The 18,942-nt window shown below is 62.3% G+C and carries 19 protein-coding genes and 1 pseudogene; 17 read left to right on the top strand and 3 right to left on the bottom strand.

Annotated features, from left to right (window positions below; all coding sequences use genetic code 11):
* The first annotated feature begins 34 nt into the window (after positions 1–34).
* The 5 genes from ttcA (at position 35) to yihA (ending at position 5,960) form a co-directional block, all read left to right on the top strand.
* The gene (gene ttcA, locus N4R57_02555; GenBank protein ID UYV38008.1) at positions 35–862 is read left to right on the top strand and encodes a tRNA 2-thiocytidine(32) synthetase TtcA; all 828 of its coding nucleotides are present in this window, start codon (positions 35–37) and stop codon (positions 860–862) included.
* A 123-nt stretch (positions 863–985) separates the two neighbouring features.
* On the top strand, positions 986–2,533 hold the full coding sequence (locus N4R57_02550) for a bifunctional diguanylate cyclase/phosphodiesterase (protein ID UYV38007.1): 1,548 nt from the start codon (positions 986–988) through the stop codon (positions 2,531–2,533).
* A gap of 189 nt (positions 2,534–2,722) precedes the next feature.
* Entirely contained in the window at positions 2,723–4,552 is a 1,830-nt protein-coding gene (gene yidC / locus N4R57_02545; GenBank protein UYV38006.1) for a membrane protein insertase YidC, read from the top strand.
* Between the two features lie 2 nt (positions 4,553–4,554).
* Positions 4,555–5,310: an MOSC domain-containing protein gene (locus N4R57_02540; GenBank protein UYV38005.1), complete on the top strand. Its 756-nt coding sequence runs from the start codon at positions 4,555–4,557 to the stop codon at positions 5,308–5,310.
* Positions 5,310–5,960 (top strand): ribosome biogenesis GTP-binding protein YihA/YsxC, encoded by a 651-nt coding sequence (gene yihA / locus N4R57_02535; protein ID UYV38004.1) that lies wholly within the window; start codon positions 5,310–5,312, stop codon positions 5,958–5,960. The genes N4R57_02540 and yihA overlap by 1 nt, the downstream gene beginning before the upstream one ends.
* 217 nt (positions 5,961–6,177) lie before the next feature.
* Here yihA and N4R57_02530 read toward each other — a convergent pair whose 3' ends face one another.
* Entirely contained in the window at positions 6,178–6,906 is a 729-nt protein-coding gene (locus N4R57_02530) for an SDR family oxidoreductase (GenBank protein ID UYV38003.1), read from the bottom strand.
* Between the two features lie 153 nt (positions 6,907–7,059).
* On the opposite strand from N4R57_02530, the gene argB reads away from it, so the two are divergent.
* From argB to N4R57_02475, 11 genes and pseudogenes are all read left to right on the top strand, one after another.
* The gene (gene argB / locus N4R57_02525; protein UYV38002.1) at positions 7,060–7,926 is read left to right on the top strand and encodes an acetylglutamate kinase; all 867 of its coding nucleotides are present in this window, start codon (positions 7,060–7,062) and stop codon (positions 7,924–7,926) included.
* 58 nt (positions 7,927–7,984) lie between these two features.
* Complete coding sequence (locus N4R57_02520) at positions 7,985–8,779, top strand: sterol desaturase family protein (protein ID UYV38001.1); 795 nt, start codon at positions 7,985–7,987, stop codon at positions 8,777–8,779.
* Positions 8,776–9,288, top strand: a complete 513-nt coding sequence (locus N4R57_02515; GenBank protein UYV38000.1) for a ferredoxin — start codon at positions 8,776–8,778, stop codon at positions 9,286–9,288. Before N4R57_02520 ends, N4R57_02515 begins: the two co-directional genes overlap by 4 nt.
* Positions 9,289–9,379: 91 nt before the next feature.
* Complete coding sequence (locus N4R57_02510; GenBank protein ID UYV37999.1) at positions 9,380–9,880, top strand: histidine phosphatase family protein; 501 nt, start codon at positions 9,380–9,382, stop codon at positions 9,878–9,880.
* Between the two features lie 308 nt (positions 9,881–10,188).
* Positions 10,189–11,109: a manganese-dependent inorganic pyrophosphatase gene (locus N4R57_02505; GenBank protein UYV37998.1), complete on the top strand. Its 921-nt coding sequence runs from the start codon at positions 10,189–10,191 to the stop codon at positions 11,107–11,109.
* A 111-nt stretch (positions 11,110–11,220) separates the two neighbouring features.
* The gene (locus N4R57_02500) at positions 11,221–11,928 is read left to right on the top strand and encodes an SGNH/GDSL hydrolase family protein (GenBank protein ID UYV37997.1); all 708 of its coding nucleotides are present in this window, start codon (positions 11,221–11,223) and stop codon (positions 11,926–11,928) included.
* 95 nt (positions 11,929–12,023) lie between these two features.
* Positions 12,024–12,899 carry a TIGR01459 family HAD-type hydrolase gene (locus N4R57_02495; protein ID UYV37996.1) on the top strand — a complete coding sequence of 292 codons (876 nt, stop codon included), beginning with the start codon at positions 12,024–12,026 and terminating at the stop codon, positions 12,897–12,899.
* 103 nt (positions 12,900–13,002) lie between these two features.
* Positions 13,003–13,446 (top strand): MaoC family dehydratase, encoded by a 444-nt coding sequence (locus tag N4R57_02490; GenBank protein ID UYV37995.1) that lies wholly within the window; start codon positions 13,003–13,005, stop codon positions 13,444–13,446.
* A 115-nt stretch (positions 13,447–13,561) separates the two neighbouring features.
* Positions 13,562–14,500, top strand: a complete 939-nt coding sequence (locus N4R57_02485) for a bifunctional riboflavin kinase/FAD synthetase (GenBank protein UYV37994.1) — start codon at positions 13,562–13,564, stop codon at positions 14,498–14,500.
* Positions 14,497–14,970 carry a YcgN family cysteine cluster protein gene (locus N4R57_02480; protein ID UYV37993.1) on the top strand — a complete coding sequence of 158 codons (474 nt, stop codon included), beginning with the start codon at positions 14,497–14,499 and terminating at the stop codon, positions 14,968–14,970. Before N4R57_02485 ends, N4R57_02480 begins: the two co-directional genes overlap by 4 nt.
* A gap of 54 nt (positions 14,971–15,024) precedes the next feature.
* Positions 15,025–16,070: pseudogene (locus tag N4R57_02475) on the top strand (low specificity L-threonine aldolase).
* A 215-nt stretch (positions 16,071–16,285) separates the two neighbouring features.
* Here N4R57_02475 and N4R57_02470 read toward each other — a convergent pair.
* Both N4R57_02470 and N4R57_02465 read right to left on the bottom strand, forming a co-directional pair.
* A complete protein-coding gene (locus N4R57_02470) occupies positions 16,286–17,098 on the bottom strand; it encodes an alpha/beta hydrolase (protein ID UYV37992.1) in 813 nt (270 codons plus the stop codon).
* A gap of 1 nt (position 17,099) precedes the next feature.
* Positions 17,100–17,705 carry a 2-hydroxychromene-2-carboxylate isomerase gene (locus tag N4R57_02465; GenBank protein ID UYV37991.1) on the bottom strand — a complete coding sequence of 202 codons (606 nt, stop codon included), beginning with the start codon at positions 17,703–17,705 and terminating at the stop codon, positions 17,100–17,102.
* A gap of 128 nt (positions 17,706–17,833) precedes the next feature.
* Between N4R57_02465 and N4R57_02460 the strand changes: the two genes are divergently transcribed.
* Positions 17,834–18,844 carry a ribose-phosphate pyrophosphokinase gene (locus tag N4R57_02460; GenBank protein ID UYV37990.1) on the top strand — a complete coding sequence of 337 codons (1,011 nt, stop codon included), beginning with the start codon at positions 17,834–17,836 and terminating at the stop codon, positions 18,842–18,844.
* Positions 18,845–18,942: the final 98 nt, after the last annotated feature.

Genomic DNA, 18,942 nt, shown 5'->3' with positions numbered 1-18,942 from the left:
TTACCCGCCGCCCTTTCTGCTCTAAAGCACCGCTATGCTTGACCAGAATGACGATATCCATCCGCTCTTTGCCGGCGCTCCCAAAAGCACCGAATTCAAGAAGCTGCGCAAACGCCTCGTTCAAAACGTGCGCGAAGCGGTCGATCAATACGGCATGATCGAACCCGGCGCAAAATGGCTCGTCTGCCTGTCAGGTGGCAAAGACAGTTACACCCTGCTCGCCATCCTGCATGAGCTGCAATGGCGCGGCCTTTTGCCGGTCGACCTGCTCGCCTGTAACCTCGATCAGGGACAGCCCGGCTTCCCTGCGACGGTCCTGCCCGCGTTCCTCTCTGAACGCGAAGTGCCGCACCGGATCGAATACGAAGACACCTATTCCATCGTCAAATCCAAGGTGCCCGCCGGGCGCACCTATTGCGCCATGTGCTCGCGGCTGCGGCGTGGCAATCTCTATCGCATCGCCCGCGAGGAAGGCTGCTCTGCTGTCGTGCTCGGCCATCACCGCGACGACATCCTCGAAACGTTCTTCATGAACCTGTTTCACGGTGGCCGCCTTGCCACCATGCCGCCGAAACTTGTGAACGAAGAAGGCGACCTCTTCGTCTATCGCCCCCTCGCCCATGTCGCCGAGGCCGATTGCGAGAAATTTGCCCGCGCGATGAATTACCCGATCATCCCCTGCGATCTCTGCGGCTCCCAAGACGGGCTGCAACGCCAACAGGTCAAGGCGATCCTTGATGGTTGGGAGAAAAACAGCCCCGGTCGCCGTCAGGTCATGTTCCGCGCGTTGATGAACACCCGGCCGTCGCATCTGCTCGACCCCAAACTGTTTGATTTCGCCGGCCTCGAACGCCGCTCCTGAACATCGGGCCCAAGGGGTTCGATTACAATTTTAGGGAAAATCTGCACCGGATGGGTGGGGCGTTAAAGTCCTGTTCAGTATGCAGTCCTAGGTTGATCCCATATTGGATATAGGAGGGCAGCAATGGCCCGGCGCAATTTGATACCTCTTTCAACAGCTCGCGCAATTCTGCGCCGTATGCTCAGCGGACCACAGGTGCTCGCCTTCCTTCCCGCGATTGTGCTCGGCGCCTATTGGACCGGCGGCGAAGGGGCGCTTTTCCTCGTCGCCCTCGGCGTGCCTCTGCTGGTGATGCTGGCCGGTGGCTTCGAACGGCTTGGCGGACCCGGGGCAGAGCCGATCGACTCCGTCACCGGGCTTCCCCTCGCCGAAACCCTTGAAACGCGCCTCGAAGACACCCTTGCCCGCGCCAACACACGCGGCTTCAAATCCGCCTGCTTTATCCTTCAGATCGAAGACCTGAACGCGCTGCAAAACCGGCTCGGTGTCGATGCCGCCGAACGCGTTCTCGATCATTGCGCCTCTCGGCTGCGCGGGGTTCTGCGTGATGGTGACCACCTCGGCTGGCTCGGCGACAGCAGCTTTGGAATCACCCTGCATGCAACCGCCAACCTCGATCTCGAAGGCGCAATTCAACTCGCCTCCCGCATTCAGGACGCCGCCGAAGATCCGGTCTTCATCTCCGGCTCCGCCGTCTATATCTCCGCCTCTGTCGGGTTCTGCATGTCGCATCGCGCCCCCAACCGGACAGCGCGCAGCATGCTCCACGCCGCCGCCGTCGCCTTGGATGAGGCACGGCGCAATGGCCCCTCCGCCATCCGCGCCTTCTCTGGCGAGATGGGCAAAACCCGCGCCAATCGCGAAACCCTGCGCGACGATGCCCTGCGCGCCCTCGAAAACGGCGAGATTGAACCGTGGTTCCAACCGCAAGTCTCCACCGACACGGGCCAAATCACCGGGTTTGAGGCGCTCGCGCGCTGGATACACCCCAAACGCGGCACCGTCCCCGCCGTCGAATTCCTGCCCGTCCTCGAACAATCCGGCCAGATGGAGCGTTTGGGAGAGGTTATCCTCTACGGCGCGTTGCAGGCGCTCAATGCTTGGGACGCCGCCGAACTCGACGTGCCCCGCGTTGCCGTCAACTTCACCGGCGAAGAGCTGCGCAATCCGAAACTGGTGGAAAAAATCTGCTGGGACCTTGATCGCTTCGACCTCACCGCTGACCGGCTGACTGTCGAAATTCTGGAAACGGTCGTCGTCGGCGCGCCCGAAGACACCGCAACCCAGAATATCTTCAAACTGGCCGAACTCGGTTGCCGCATCGACCTTGATGATTTCGGCACCGGCAACGCCTCCATTGCCGCGATCCGCCGCTTTGCCATCGAACGGATCAAGATCGACCGCAGCTTTATCACCCATGTCGATGACGACCCCGAACAACAACGCATGGTCGCCGCGATTCTCTCCATGGCTGAACGTCTCGGCCTTGATACATTGGCAGAAGGCGTCGAAACATCGGGGGAACATACCATGTTGGCACAGCTTGGCTGCCGCCATGTACAGGGCTATGGCATCGCCCGCCCCATGCCGCTTGTGCAAACCTTCACATGGCTCGAAGACCACCGCGCCAAGCTGGCCCCGCCCCCGACAATCGGGCGCACCTCCGGCTAAGCACGGGTTCCCGCCCGACACGCGCGCCACCCCGCACAACTCACGCTCTCCAGCCGCGCCGGTTTGATTTCGGATAAAAAGCCGGAACAAACCGGCGCAAATGGCCTCATTCGCCGATTAACTGCTTGACCTTCACGCCCTTACTCTGTTGAACCTCCCTCACTTCCAAAAATGCGTGTGGGCTTCCAGATGGACGATCAGAACAAGAACCTAATCCTTGCCGTCGCCCTGTCGATGCTGGTGATCATCGGCTGGTCGGTAATGTTCCCGCCACCCGAGCAACCTATTGATCAGGTGCCTCCAACCGCTGCGAACGGCACCGTTACGCCCACAACAGGCGCCGGCGCCCCGGTCGCGGATGCCCCCGCCGGCGGCACCACCACGCAGCAGGTCGCGCCCAACGAAACCGTCACCGCCCTCGCCAGCGCGCCCCGCGTGACAATCGACACCCCCTCGGTCAAAGGCACGCTGTCGCTGCTTGGCGGGCGTATCGACACGCTCGCACTCAAGGATTACCGCGAAACGCTTGAGCCCGGCGCCGATATCGTCACGCTCCTGTCGCCCTATGGCAACGAACACGCTTACTACGCGCTGTTTGGCTGGGCCCCCGGCGCGGGGCTCACCGTTGAAACGGTCCCTGGCTCGAACACGCTCTGGACCCTTGAAAGCGGCGACACCCTCGCCCCCGGCGCACCCGTCACCCTCGCGTGGGACAATGGCGCCGGGATGACCTTCCGCCGCACCATCTCTGTCGATGATAAATACCTGTTTTCAATCGAACAATCCGTCACCAACAGCACCGAAGGCACCGTTTCTCTGGCCCCTTACGGCGTTCTGGCGCGGCACGGCGAACCGGCTGATCTGAAAAACTTCTTCATCCTGCATGAAGGGGTCGTCGCCATGTCCGATGGCGAATATCAGGAAATCGACTATTCCGATATGACCGACTTTGCGATCAACCCCAACGAAGGGGCCCGCGCCGAAGTCACCCGTGTCACGGAAACCGGCTGGATCGGCTTTACCGATCACTACTGGATGACCACCCTCATCCCCGCGCCCGGACCCTTCAAATCGGTCGCCAAATACGATGCGCGCACCAATATCTACCAAACCGAAACCGTGCAGCAGACCCGTGAACTCGCCCCCGGCGCCACGGTCAGCGTGACCTCGCGCCTGTTTGCCGGGGCCAAGGAATGGGCCACAATCCGCGGTTATGAAAACGCCAGCGGCGACGCCGCCGTGCCGAAATTCCTCGACAGCATCGACTGGGGCTGGTTCTTCTTCCTCACCAAGCCGATGTTCGCCCTGCTGCATTGGCTCAATGGCCTCATCGGCAACATGGGCTGGGCGATCATCGCCCTCACCGTGGTGATCAAGATCATCCTCTTCCCGCTGGCCTATAAATCCTATTCTTCCATGGCCAAAATGAAAGAGCTTCAGCCGCAGATGGAGAAGCTCAAGGAAGCCGCAGGCGACGACCGCCAGAAGATGCAGCAGGAAATGATGGCGCTCTACAAGCGGGAAAAGGTCAACCCCGCCTCCGGCTGCCTGCCGATCCTCCTGCAAATCCCGATCTTCTTCTCGCTCTACAAGGTGATCTTCGTCACCCTCGAACTGCGTCACGCGCCTTGGATCGGCTGGATCAATGACCTCTCGGCCCCCGACCCGTCATCGCTCTTCAACCTGTTCGGCCTGCTGCCATGGGACGGTCCGGAAAGCGGCTCGATCCTTGCAATCATCTTCCTCGGCATCATGCCGATCCTGCTCGGCATCACCATGTGGATTCAGCAAAAACTGAACCCCGCGCCCACCGATCCGGTGCAGAAACAGATCTTCGCATGGATGCCTTGGGTCTTCATGTTCATGCTGGGCAGCTTCGCCTCGGGCCTCGTGCTCTACTGGATTGCGAACAACACCATCACCTTCACCCAGCAGTACCTGATCATGCGCAGCCACGGCTATAAACCGGACGTGTTCGGCAATATCCGCTCCAGCTTCTCGCGCAGTAAGTCGGACTAATGGTGAGCCTCGCACAGATCTGGCGCCACCCGATCAAGGCGCATGGGCGCGAGGCTCTGGTGAATGCGCAGCTGGACGTGGGCCGCGCCCTGCCGTTTGATCGCCAATGGGCCGTCGCCCATTCGGCGGCCAAACTCGACAGTGACACAGCCGACGGTTGGCACCCCTGCCGTAACTTCTCGCGCGGAGCCTCCCTGCCGCTCCTGCAAGCCATCGAAAGCCGGTTCGACGCGGTCACAAATACGGTCACGCTGACCCACCCGTCGAAACCCGGGATCACCGCCAACCCCGACCTCGCCGAGGATCAACAGCGCCTGATCACCTGGTTCGCCGCCTTCACCCCCGAAAACCGCCCCGCGCCCACCGCCATCATCAAGGCCGACAACGCCATGACCGATGTAAAAAGCGGCTCGATCTCGCTGATCAACCTCGCCAGCAACACAGCGGTCGGCGCACAGCTCGGCCAAGACATCTCGCCCCTGCGCTGGCGTGGCAATCTGCTCATCGCCGGGCTCGACGCCTGGGAAGAGAAAAACTGGGTCGACCGCCACATCCGCATCGGCGCGGCCGAATTCCATATCAACGCCGAAATCACCCGCTGCCGCATGACCGAAGCCAACCCGGCCACCGGCGAACGTGACGCCAACACCCTCGGCGCGCTGCGCGACGGCTGGAACCATCAGGAAATGGGCGTCTACGCAACCGTCACCAAATCCGGCACCATCACCGTCGAAGATCAGGTCGAGGTGCTCTCCTGATGCAACTTCCCTTCCCCCTCGCCGAAGAACCCGATGATTTCAGCCGCGAAAAGGGACGCAAACTCTTCGCTGGCGGGGCCGAATTCGTCAAAGGCGTGGTCGCCATGTCCGGCCTGCCCCCCGCCGACCGGATCGAAATCTGCTTTGCCGGACGCTCCAACGTCGGTAAATCCTCCCTGATCAATGCCCTCACCGGCCACAACCGGCTGGCGCGCGCCTCCAACACGCCGGGGCGCACACAGGAAATCAACTTCTTCGAACTCGGCGCCGAACACTATCTCGTCGACCTGCCCGGCTATGGCTATGCCAACGCGCCGCTGGCCAAGGTCGAAAAGTGGCAACGCCTGCTCAAACAATACCTCTCAGGCCGCCCATCCCTGCGCCGCGCTTTCGTTCTGATCGACGCCCGCCATGGCGTAAAACCGGTCGATGAAGAGATCATGACCCTGCTCGACAAATCCGCCGTGACCTTCCAATGCGTGCTGACCAAAGCGGACAAGGTCAAAGCCAACGATCGCGCCCGCATCCTCGACCAGGTGCGCGAAAAACTCTCCAAACACCCGGCGTCCTTCCCGGAAATGGTGCTTACCTCTTCGGAAAAAGGCGACGGAATCGAATCGCTCCGCGCCATCATCGCCGGCTTGGTTTAACCAAACACACAAAGCAGTGGGGGCCAGCCCCCACACCCCCGAGGTATTTTCCAAACAGAAGAAGACCAAAACGCCCGCTTTTGCTTCTTCTGTTTTTCAAATACCTCCCGCGGAGCGTCCCGCCCATGCCAAACACGCTCGTCTGGCGAGGGTTCGTCATCTCGCCACAAACTGAATAAACGCGCGCGGAAGCGCTCAATTGGATTGGTGGCGCGGCCTAGACATGCTGGCCGCCATTGATTTCGATCTCCGTGCCGGAGATGTACGAGCTCGCGTCGGTGCAGAGGAAGAAGATCGTCGCGGCCACTTCCTCGGGCTGGCCAAGGCGGCGCAGCGGGATTTGTTCGACAATCTTGTCAGTACCCGGCGACAGGATCGCGGTTTCAATCTCTCCCGGCGCGATCGCGTTAACGCGCACGCCAAGCGGACCGAAATCATGCGCCATCTCGCGGGTCAGCGCCTTGAGCGCAGCCTTTGACGTGGCATAGGCCGCGCCCGCAAACGGGTGCACCTGATTGCCCGCGATCGACGTCACATTGACCACCGCGCCTTTGGCCGCAGCCAATTCGTCCTTTAGCCCCCGCGCCAGAACGACGGAGGAAAAGAAGTTGACGTGAAACACCTTGCCCCAGTCGATTAGATCCGTAGTCAGCGTGTTCAGCCGCTCGCCCTCCGGCCCCTTGGGCGAAATCCCGGCGTTGTTGACCAGCGCATCCAGCTTTCCGTCCACCATCTCCTGGATCAACCCGACCGCGTTGATCGTATCCGCCGGATCGCCAAGGTCGATCTGCACGTGGTTGTCTCGCCCGCCGCCCCAAGGGCATTCTTCGGGAAAGGCGTGGCGCGAACAGGTGATCACCCGCCATCCCTCGCGGTTAAACCGGCGCACCGTGGCATGGCCGATCCCTCGGCTCGCTCCGGTCAGAAGCATGGTTTTCTGTCTCATCTCGCGATCCTTTTTTGCCCGCATCGGCCCCGGATGCACCCCCGTTTGGGCCCTGCACAAGCGCAGTCTAACAGCCTCTCCTGTCGCCGCAATCGCCAACCCTTTGCAGCACCGCCAAAACGCGTTAAGCAAGGCCACCCAAGGACCGCACCGATGAGAAAACAGACCATGAACCGCGATTGGATCGCCACCGCCCGGACCCTCTCCGAGGCCCTGCCTTACCTTCAGCGTTACTCCGGCGCGATCATCGTGATCAAGCTCGGCGGTCACGCCATGAGCTCGGACGAAGCGATGGATCAATTCGCCCGCGACGTGGTCCTCATGCGACAGGTCGGCGTCAACCCGGTGATCGTCCATGGCGGCGGCCCGATGATCAACGACATGCTGGCCCGTCTCGACATCCAATCCGAATTCGTTAATGGCAAGCGCGTCACCGACGAGGCGACCATCGAAGTCGTTGAAATGGTCCTCTCGGGGCGCGTTAACAAATGGATCGTGCAGGCCATCGGCGCTCAGGGCGGCACCGCTGTCGGCCTTTCGGGCAAGGACGCAAACCTCGTCACCTGCACCGCGACCGACCCGGCGCTCGGCCTTGTCGGCACGCCCGAAACGGTTGATACCGCCATTCTGCACACGCTGTTTGACGCCGGTATCATCCCCGTCATCGCCCCCCTTGGCGCGGGCGAGAATGGCGAGACATTCAACATCAACGGCGACACCGTCGCCGGCGCCATCGCCAAGGCGCTCGAGGCCGACCGCCTGTTGCTCCTCACCGATGTCGAAGGGGTCAAGGACAAGTCCGGCGCGCTTCTGACCGATCTTGAAACCGGACAAATCCGTGATCTGATCGCCGATGGCACCATCGCGGGCGGCATGATCCCGAAAACCGAAACCGCGCTTGAGGCAATCGAAGGCGGCGTGCGCGCCGTTATCATCCTTGATGGCCGCGCGCCCAACGCCGTGCTGCTTGAGTTGTTCACCGAACATGGTGCGGGCTCGATGATCCGCCAGAAGCGCTGACAAACGCTCACGCAATCGGCAATTCCGCTCTGGCGCGCGCGCGCCTATAGTCCGCCCTATGGAACATGAAACCGCCCTCCGGCTCGCCACCTTCCTCGGCCTGTTCGCGCTTTTCGCGCTGATCGAGGCGCTGGCCCCCCGCCGCGCCCGCACCCAACCACGCCAGACCCGCTGGCTGACGAATTGGGGCATCACCATCCTCAACACGCTGGCGCTTAGGGCGCTGGCGTTCGGCCTGCCGCTCTTGGCCGTGGGCGCGGCGGTCGATGCGGCGGCCAATGGCTGGGGGCTGCTCAATCACCTCGATTGGCCCGCGTGGGTTGAAATCACCGCTGCGGTGCTGTTCTTTGATTTCGCCATCTGGGCGCAGCACCTTGTCACCCATAAGGTGCCGCTTTTGTGGCGCCTGCACCGGGTCCACCACGCCGACCGCGACATCGACGTGACCACCGCGATCCGCTTTCACCCGGTCGAAATCGCCCTGTCGATGCTGTTGAAAATCGGGCTGGTCTACCTCATCGGCCCTGCCGCGCTGGCGATTATCCTGTTTGAAATCATCCTCAACGGCACCGCGATGTTCAACCATGCCAATATGGCGCTGCCTGCGTGGCTCGACCGGCCCCTGCGGCTTGTGCTGGTCACGCCCGATATGCACCGCGTCCATCACTCGGTGCATCGCTCGGAACATGACAGCAACTATGGCTTTGCCCTGTCGATCTGGGACCGCCTGTTTCGCACCTATATCGCCCAGCCCCGCGCCGGGCACGACGCGATGGAGATCGGGTTGCAATGGCGCGATGACCGCCCCTCGCGGCTGGGGTGGAGCCTCGCGCTCCCCTTCCGGCTCAAATGACGCCCGCGCCCGAAACCCACGCGCTGGCGCTGTTCGGCGCGCTGCATGACGGGCCTGACACGCTGTTGTTGCTCGGCCCGAACGAGCCGGGGTTCTGGGCGCATTTCACCGCCCAACCGGAATATAGCGACGGCTTGCCTGACCCGCTCGACCGCTGGTCAAAACGGGTGATCACCTCCCTTGCACAGGCATGGGACGGCACCGCGATCTTCCCGTCCGATGGCCCGCCCTATCCGGCGTTCCTCGACTGGGCGCTGCGCTCTAAGCAGGCGTTCACCTCGCCCGTCGGAATGCTTGTCCATGCCCGCGCCGGCCTGATGGTCAGCTACCGGGGCGCGGTCCGTCTGCCCGGTCATCGCGCCCTGCCCGCGCCCGCAGCGCCCCCTGCACCTCCTGCGCAACCGCGCCCTGCCGCGCGGCCTGCCCTGTCGATGCCCTCGGGCCAAACGGCTATGACGTGCCCGCCTGCCGTGGCCATATCGCGTCGCCCGCGGGGGCGGATTGCCTGAACAATGGCTGCATCGCGCGCCGCGCTTGCCCGGTGTCGCAAAACTATGGCAGGCTAGAGGCGCAATCCGCCTTTCACATGAAAGCCTTCCAATGACCCGCCGCCTGATCCTGATGCGCCACGCGAAATCGAGCTGGGATGACCCCTCGCTGGACGATATCGACCGCCCGCTCAATGCCCGCGGCCGCCGCTCTGCCGTGGCGCTTGGCCTGTGGCTGGCGAACAAGGGGTTTCTGCCCGATGTGGTGCTCTGCTCCCCGTCGCAACGCACCCGCGAAACCTTTGACGGGCTCAAACTCGGCGCGATGCCGGTGCAATACATCGACGCGCTCTATCATGCCTCGACCCATGTGCTGCTCGATACGCTGCACGCCAAGGGGGCCGGCGGCTGTGTGTTGATGATCACCCACAATCCCGGCTGCGCCAATTTCGCTGACCGGATGCTCGCCGCGCCGCACGACCATGATCGGTTTCATGATTTTCCCACCGGCGCAACGCTGGTGACTGACCTGCCGATTGATGACTGGTCCGATGCCCGGTTCCACACCGGCGAAGTGCTCGACTTCACCGTCCCGCGTGAGCTGACCGACTAACGCAGCCAAGCGCCACCTCAACCTCCCCCCAACAGCGCACGCCGCGTTAACCCCTCCCGACCTCCCGGCGTTAACCTTTCCCCGGCAGCCGGGAGTCAGCCGGATGTCAGCCGAATGTCACCCCCCCCAAACCGGCCACCAAGCCCGCGTTCATTAACCTTAACGCCAGATGAAGACCGGCCGACCACCGCCTGATCACCGCCTCACGCTGCAGCGCGGCAATTTCACTTAATCAGCCGCGTGACAAGAGCGGTCCGCGCCCTTATAAGGCGCTCAAAACCGCCCTCTTTGCGAAGGATCGCACCGCTATGACCACACTCGTTTTCGGCCATAAAAGCCCCGACACAGACAGCACCGGCTCGCCCATCATCTGGGCTTGGTATCTCAACGAAATCAAAGGAGTAGACGCCAAACCCGTCCTCCTCGGAGAGCCCAACACAGAAGCCGCCTTCATGCTCACCCGCTGGTCGCTCACCAAACCCGAGATCATCTCGGATGTGGCCGACGGGCAGGCCTGCGTTGTCGTTGACACCAACAACCCGGCCGAACTCCCCGCCAATATCAACGGCGCGGACGTGCGTGAAATCATCGACCATCACAAGCTGGTCGGCGGCCTTGAAACCGCCGGACCGATCGACATCACGATCCGCCCGCTGGCCTGCACCGCGACCATCATGGTCGACATGATTGGCAATGATTACAACAAGATGCCCGAAGCCATCAAAGGCGCCGCGCTGACCTGTATCCTGTCTGATACGCTGGAATTCCGCTCGCCCACCACCACCGATCATGACCGCGCCGTGGCCGAAAAACTGGCCGCCGATCTGGGCATTTCCATCCCTGAATTTGCCGCCGAAATGTTCGCTGCCAAATCCGATGTCTCCGCCTTTTCCGATGCCGAACTCCTGCGCATGGACTCCAAGGAATACGAAGTCGCCGGCACCAAATTCCGCGTCTCCGTCCTTGAAACCACCGCCCCCGGTATCGTGCTTGATCGCAAGGCCAGCCTGATGGACACCATGACCACCGTCGCCGCCGAAGACGGCGTCGATCAGGTGCTGCTGTTCGTGGTCGATATCCTCAACGAAGAGGCCACCCTTCTAGTGCCCAACGACCTCGTGAAAACCCTTGCTAAAAAGAGCTTTGACGCAGATGTCACCGGCGATACGGTCGTGCTTCCCGGCGTCATGAGCCGCAAGAAACAGATCATCCCGAACCTCGCCGTTTAAGACCGCGATCATCGCATTTTGACCAAAGGGCGCGCCGCAAATGGCGCGCCCTTTGGCGTTCCCCCCACGTCATCCCTTTACCCCGCGCGCACATCTGCCAACCATAGCCGCATGATCCACGCCTTTGACATCGCTGCAAATGTTGTCCTGTCGCCCCTGCTGCTGGCGCAGGCGCTACAGGTCCGCCGCAAGGCGCTGATCTTGCCCGAACCGCCCGGCCCGCGCAGCGGCACGCCTGAGCCCGCCAATACCCAGCCTCCATTGCGCCTTCTGATCCTCGGTGACAGCTCCGCCGCTGGCGTCGGAGCTACGCAGCAATCCACCGCCCTCGCGGGCCAACTATCGGGCCAACTTTCGCGCCGTTTCGCCCTGCAGTGGACCCTCCACGCCCAAACCGGCGAAACCTCGGCCTCCGCCCTCGCCCGCCTGAAAACCCTGCCGGATCAACCGTTTGACGCCGCCATTGTTGTGCTTGGCGTCAATGATGTGACCCATCTTGTGCCGCTGTCGCGCTGGCTCGCACAACGCCGTGCGCTGCACGCCGCCCTGCGCGACCGCTTCGGCGTCACCCGCATTATCGCCTCGGGCCTGCCCCCGATGGGGCAATTCCCCCTGCTGCCGCACCCCCTGCGCGCGACCCTCGGACGGCGCGCCGCGCGCTTTGATGCCGCTCTCGCCACGCTCTGCGCCACCGATCCGAACGCATCGCATCTCCCCCTCGATCTGCCCTATGCTCCGGCCTATGTCGCCACCGACGGCTTCCACCCCAGCGAAACCGCCTATGCGCTTTGGGCCACGCTCCTCGCCGCGCAACTCTGACGCTGCACTGCGGAAAAACCCGCATCGGACGTTCCCACTGGCATTTCTTAACACCCCCTGCCATATCCTTACTGACACCAAAAAGGAGCACCGGCATGACCCGCATCATCGAACGCCTTTCCGAGATTTCAGCAAATTACGACGCGATGTTCGTCGATCTCTGGGGCTGTGTGCATGACGGGGTCACGGCGATGCCCGATGCGGTCAAGGCGCTGCAGGCCTACCGCGCCACGGGGGGCAAAGTGGTGCTCGTGACCAACTCGCCCAAACCCCGCGCCGGTGTCGCTGATCAACTCGACATCTTCGGCGTCCCCAATGACGCGTGGGACACAATCGCCAGCTCCGGCGACAGCGCCCGCTCTGCGATGTTTCGTGGCGTCGTCGGGCAAAAGGTTCACTTCATGGGCGAATGGGAGCGTGACGAAGGCTTCTTTGAACCGATCCACGTTGTCGAAAACCCGGTCAATATTGAAATCGTCCCGCTGGATCAGGCCGAAGGCATCGTCTGTTGCGGCCCCGATGATCCGATGGCCGACCCCGACGTGAACCGCCCCGCCTTTCTCTATGCCAAACAAAAGGGGCTGAAACTGCTCTGCGCCAATCCCGACATTGTGGTCGACCGGGGCGAGGTGCGCGAATGGTGCGCCGGGGCGCTCGCCAAACTCTATACCGAGATGGGCGGAGAAAGCCTCTATTTCGGCAAACCCCACCCGCCGATCTATGATCTCGCCCGCCGCCGACTGGCCGAACTGGGCCCTCTGCCCGGCGACAGCCGCATTCTGGCGATCGGGGACGGCCTGCACACCGACGTCAAAGGCGCCATGGGCGAGGACATTGATTCTCTCTATATCACCGGCGGGCTGGCGCGTGAGATTACGCAAACAACACAGCAACCTGACGCAGATGCGCTAAGTGCTTATCTTGAAAAGGAAATGCTCTCTCCCCCGTTTTCGATTGGTCAATTGCGCTGACCTAAATAGCGCTTGATTTTCTGCGCCTGCAAAGTAATAAAGTTCCAACTTCGGCGCGCCATGCGTCCGAATATTACTTTTGCAAATGCCTCAGGAGGGCAAGATGTTGGACAACCTGCCGCGCGGAACCATCACAATCGAAGAAATCGAGATGGGCATGGTCCGCCACCTGCGCAAAGTTGTCACCGACGAAGACATCGAAATGTTCGCGCAGGTGTCAACCGATCATAACCCGGTGCACCTTGATGATGACTACGCCCGCGACACCATCTTTGAAGGGCGCATCGCCCACGGCATGCTCACCGCCGGTCTGATCTCTGCCGTCATCGGCGAACAGCTCCCCGGCCACGGCACCATCTATATGGGCCAGTCGCTCAAATTCCTCGCCCCCGTGCGCCCCGGCGATACGGTCCTCGCCGAAGTCGAAGTGATCGGCATCGAACACGCCAAACGCCGGGTGCAACTTGATTGCCGCTGCATGGTCGACGGCAAAAAGGTGCTGGTTGGCGAAGCCACGGTTCTGGCCCCTTCCGCCAAATTCGACTGACCTGCTCGGCGGCCCTGCCGCCCGCCCGCGCAACCGCGCTTGCAACACCGCCATCAAAGCCTGCCACACGACGTCACCGCTTGCACCCGCCCGCCCGCGCGGTTAACCCTTCGCCATGCGCATCATTCGCGATTACACCTTCGTTTCCGACGCCGACAAGGGCGCCGCCGCCGCCATCGGTAATTTCGATGGCGTTCATCTTGGCCATCAGTCGGTGATCGACATCGCCCGCCGTGAAGGCGCCAAAATCAACGCGCCTCTCGGGATCATGACCTTCGAACCCCACCCGCGCCAGTTCTTTGCGCCCGACGCCCCCCCGTTCCGCCTGATGGGGTCCAAGGCCCGCGCCCACCGGCTTGAAAAACTTGGGGTTGAACGGCTGTACGAGCTGAATTTCAACGCCGCCCTCTCTGGCCTCAGCCCCGAAGACTTCGCCGCCAATGTCATCGTCAAAGGGCTCGGCCTGCGTCATGTCGTGGTCGGCGCCGATTTCTGCTTTGGCAAAGGGCGCGCCGGCTCCGCGGCTGACCTTCAGGCCTTCGGCGCAGACCTCGGCTTCGGCGTTACCATCGCCAACCTGCTCGAAGGAGCGCAGGGCGAGGTCTCCTCAACCGCGATCCGCAATGCGCTCACCGATGGCCGCCCGCGTGACGCCGCCGCCATGCTTGGCCATTGGCACCGCATCGAAAGCACCGTGATCGGCGGCGACCAACGCGGCCGCGAGCTGGGCTACCCCACTGCAAACATGAGCATCGACGGGCTGCACCCGCCCAAATTCGGCGTCTACGCTGTGCTGGTCGACGTCCTCGAAGGCCCCCACAAAGGCAGCTACCATGGTGCCGCCTCTGTCGGCATCCGGCCAATGTTTGGCGAAAACAAGCCGAACCTCGAAACCTTCATGTTCGATTTCACCGGCGATCTTTACGGCACGCCGCTTTCCATCGGTCTGGTCGACTACCTGCGCCCCGAAGAGACATTCGATGGCCTCGACGCGCTGATCACCCAGATGGACGCCGACTGCGACCGCGCCCGCACCATCCTCGCAGCGCTATGAGCGACGATCCGATCAACCGCGACGGCCTCGCTCGGCGTTTCTGGGAAACCACCCCGCTGGCCAAGCTTTCTGACGCCGAATGGGAGGCGCTCTGCGACGGCTGCGGCAAATGCTGCCTTAACAAGCTTGAGGACGAAGACAGCGGCGAGGTCGCCCTCACCCGCGTTGCCTGCCGCTTGTTCGACGACGCCACCTGCCGCTGTGCGAAATACGAGACCCGCCGGCAATTCGTGCCAGAATGTATTTCGCTGACCACCAAAACCATCGCCGAACATGCCTACTGGCTGCCGCAAACCTGTGCCTACCGCCGCCTCTGGGCGGGCGAAGCCCTGCCCACTTGGCACCCGCTCCTGACCGGCACGGCGCAATCCGTTCATGACGCCGGAGTATCGGTGCAACAGCAAACCGTGTCTGAAATCGAAATCCATGAAGACGACTGGGAAGCCCACATCATCGAAGAGCCGCTCTAACCTGCGGCCCCGCTTTCCCCGGTCCTAGACCCAGCACCAGAAAGGCCAAGCCCCATGCATTTTGCCTCCGACAACGCGGGCCCCGCCCACCCACAGGTCCTCGACGCGCTCACAAACGCCAACGACGGCTATGCCATGGGCTATGGTGCCGACCCGATCATGGATGATGTCCGCACCCGCCTGCGTGACCTGTTCGAGCGCCTGACGCCGCGATCTACCTTGCGGCCACCGGCACCGCCGCCAACTCACTTGCGCTGGCCACCCTAGCACAGCCTTGGGACACGATCTTTTGCTCGCCCACGGCCCACATCCACGAAGATGAATGCAACGCCCCCGAATTCTACACTGGCGGTGCCAAACTCACGCTTGTGGGCAATGATGACAAAATGACCGCCGACGCCCTGCGCACCACCATCCAGTCCGAGGAAACCCGCGGCGTGCACGGCCCGCAACGCGGCCCCGTCTCGATCACCCAAGTCACCGAACGCGGTCAGGTCTACACCCTCGATGAACTCTCCGCCCTCACCGCCACCGCGCATGAATTCGGCCTCAAAAGCCACCTTGACGGCGCGCGCTTTGCCAACGCCTGCACGGCGCTCGGCTGCACTCCGGCTGAAATGACTTGGAAACTCGGGATCGACGCGGTCTCCTTTGGCGGCACCAAAAATGGCTGCATCGGCGTCGAGGCGGTGCTGTTCTTTGACCCATCCCACGCTTGGGAATTCGAACTGCGCCGCAAACGCGGCGGGCACCTGTTCTCCAAACATCGCTACCTCTCGGCGCAAATGGCTGGCTATCTCAAGGACGACCTCTGGCTCGACACCGCACAACGCGCCAACGCCGCCTGCGCACGCCTCGCCACGGGCCTGCGCGACCTGCCCGGCGTGCGCTTTGACTTCGAGCCGCAAGCCAACATCATCTTCGCCCAGCTGCCCCGCGCCATGCACCAACGCCTGCACGCGGGCGGCGCGGTCTATTACCTGCTCGCAGGCGATCGTGAAACGGGCGACCCCGACGAACCCCTGCCCTGCCGCCTCGTCACCGACTGGTCCGTCACCGACGCGCGCATCGACCAATTCATCGCCCTCGCACGCGGCTAACCCACGCCCAAACCAGCAGGCAACACTCCCCCAGCCTCCAGCCAGCCAACCACCCGGCCACACCAATTCATCTGACTGAAAATATCCCGGGGGGCGCGGGGGGCTGGCCCCCCGCTTTCTAAACGGTGGCGGGGGGGCTGGCCCCGCATTATCACGGCGGCGCGGGGCCCTACCCCCGCCTCCCTTAGCCGAGAGCAAAGCCCGCATCCGCCCCGCTACTCCGGCACCTCATCCAGAAACGCACCAATCAACGCCGCAACCTCGTCTGAATGCGTAATAGGAAGCATATGCCCCGCCCCCGCAACAGCAACGCTGCGCGCATTCGGCAAACGCCGCTCAATGGCTGCGTGGATCTTCTCCACCATCGGCGTGCTGTCTTCTCCCCGGATCAACAAAGCCGGCACAGTCACGCCCTCAATCCGCTTGTCCTGCAAAAATCCGGGCGCGTCATCATGCACCGTCGGCGCATTTGCCGCGATCAAATGAATCCGGTCCGCCAAAAACTCACGCTGCATCTTCGGCATCATGTTCCAGGGCGTGCCATCGCCCCATTCGCGCATGAAACTGCGCGCCGCGTTCACCTTGTCACCGGCCCGCACCGCCTCGGCATATTCGCTGCTTTCAAGCCCCTCGGCCAGCGACGGATCATCCGCAACCGCCGCCGCCACCATCACATTCTCGATCAGAACCAGCGAACGCACCAACTCAGGATGCTCAATCGCCAACCGCAACGCCACCGTCGCGCCAAAGGAATGGCCGATCACATCCATCGGCCCGTCATGCCCGATCACCTCCGCCGCCATGGCGACGCTCATCTCCTGCATGTCCCGGTCGCCGTTCCAATCGTCACTTCGCCCGTGCCCCGGCAGATCAAAGGCATGCATCAACAGCCGCTGTTCCAGCTTCGCCGCCACCCCGTTCCACGCCCCGGTATGGGCGAGCGAGCAATGGATCAACAAAACCTTGCGTGCCCCCTCCCCGAAGATGGTCCAATAGGTCGGGTGCCCCCCGCGTATATCCTTTGGCATTTTATCCGGCCACCGTGCTCAAATGCGCCTCCAGCGCGTCAAGCCGGTCCTGCCCCCAGAACTTCTCGCCATCATCACAGATGTAGAACGGCGCGCCGAACACACCGGCCTCCACCGCCTCTTCCAGATTGCGCGCATAGGTCTCGGCCCCGCTCAACATCCCGCTCGTCGTCAGCGACGGATCAAATCCGGCGGCACTCAGGCAATCGCCGATCACCTCGTCCTCGGCAATGTCCTTCTCCTCGGCAAAACAGGCCCGCATCAACCCGTGGCACAGCGCGCCCAGATCGCCACCACCGGCCGCCTGCGCCGCGATGATCGCATAGGACGACGGCGCCGGGTTGGTCGGCCAGAAGCTCGGCTTGGGAAAGGTCATCTCCAGCCCGGTCGCCTTGGTCCAGCGCTGCAACTCCTGCGCGCGATACTCCATGCGCGACGGATGCCGGTCCGCCACCGCCGTCCCGCCCGTGCGCGTGAACAGCGTCGAGATGTCCAGAGGCTTGTAGACAACACCCAACCCGTGCCGCCCCGCGATCTCCTCAAGCCGCAGCCCGGCGAAATAACACCACGGGCTCAGCGTGGAGAAATAGTAATCAATACGTTGCAAAATTTCCGTCCTTCATTGGGGTTCGTCGCAGCAGCACTTTGCCTGAAACTAGAGAGATGCTAAGCGGTGTCAACGTCATGATTCTGTCATGCCATCGGTGACAGAAAAGCCCGGGGATCAAACATATCATGTCCAGCACCACTGAACCGAAACTGATTTCGGGCAACGCCAACCTGCCACTCGCCAAGGGCATCGCCCGCCGCATGTCGATGCACCGCGGTATTTCGACCCAATTGGTCGACACCCGCGTCGAACGCTTTAACGACGGCGAAATCTTTGTCGAAGTCTTCGAAAACGTCCGCGGCGAGGATATGTTCATTATCCAATCCACGTCCAATCCCGCCAATGACAACCTGATGGAACTGCTGATCATGGCCGACGCGCTGCGCCGCTCCTCGGCCAGTCGCACAACCGCTGTGATCCCCTATTTCGGCTACGCCCGACAGGACCGCCGCACCAAGGCCCGCACGCCGATCTCGGCCAAGCTGGTGGCGAATATGATCGTTGAATCCGGTATCGAACGGGTTCTGACCATGGACCTGCACGCCGCCCAGATTCAGGGCTTCTTCGACATTCCGGTCGACAACCTCTACGCCTCTCCGATCTTCGCCCTCGACATCCTGACGCAATTCAAAGGCAAAATGGACGACGTGCTGGTGATCTCCCCCGACGTCGGCGGCGTCGCCCGCGCGCGCGAACTCGCCAAACGGATCGAAGCCCCCCTCGCCATCGTTGACAAACGTCGCGAAAAAGCCGGCGAAATCGCTGAAATGACAGTGATCGGCAACGTCGAAGGCAAACGCTGCATCATTGTCGATGACATCTGCGACACCGCTGGCACGCTCTGCAAAGCCGCCGAAGTAATCATGCAAAACGGCGCCAAAGAGGTGCACGCCTATATCACCCACGGCGTGCTCTCCGGCCCTGCGGTCGACCGCGTGACCAAATCGGTGATGAAATCACTGGTCATCACCGATTCCATCGCCCCAAGCGAGGCCACTCTCGCGGCCAAAAACATCCGCATCGTGCCCACCGCCCCGATGTTCGCTCAAGCGATCCTGAACATCTGGAACGGCACCTCGGTCTCCTCGCTGTTCGACACCGACATGCTCGAACCGATCTACGAAGGCCTGTTCTGAAGCGACCGCCTTCCTATGCCCGAGACAGGGTGTATTTGAACCGCTGCAAGTGGGGGCCAGCCCCCACACCCCCGAGGTATTTTCCCAACAGAAGAAGG

It is taken from the genome of Rhodobacteraceae bacterium D3-12, assembly GCA_025916135.1.
In the GTDB taxonomy this organism is placed as follows: Bacteria; Pseudomonadota; Alphaproteobacteria; order Rhodobacterales; family Rhodobacteraceae; genus JAKGBX01.
This window is presented reverse-complemented; position numbering and strand designations above follow the sequence as displayed.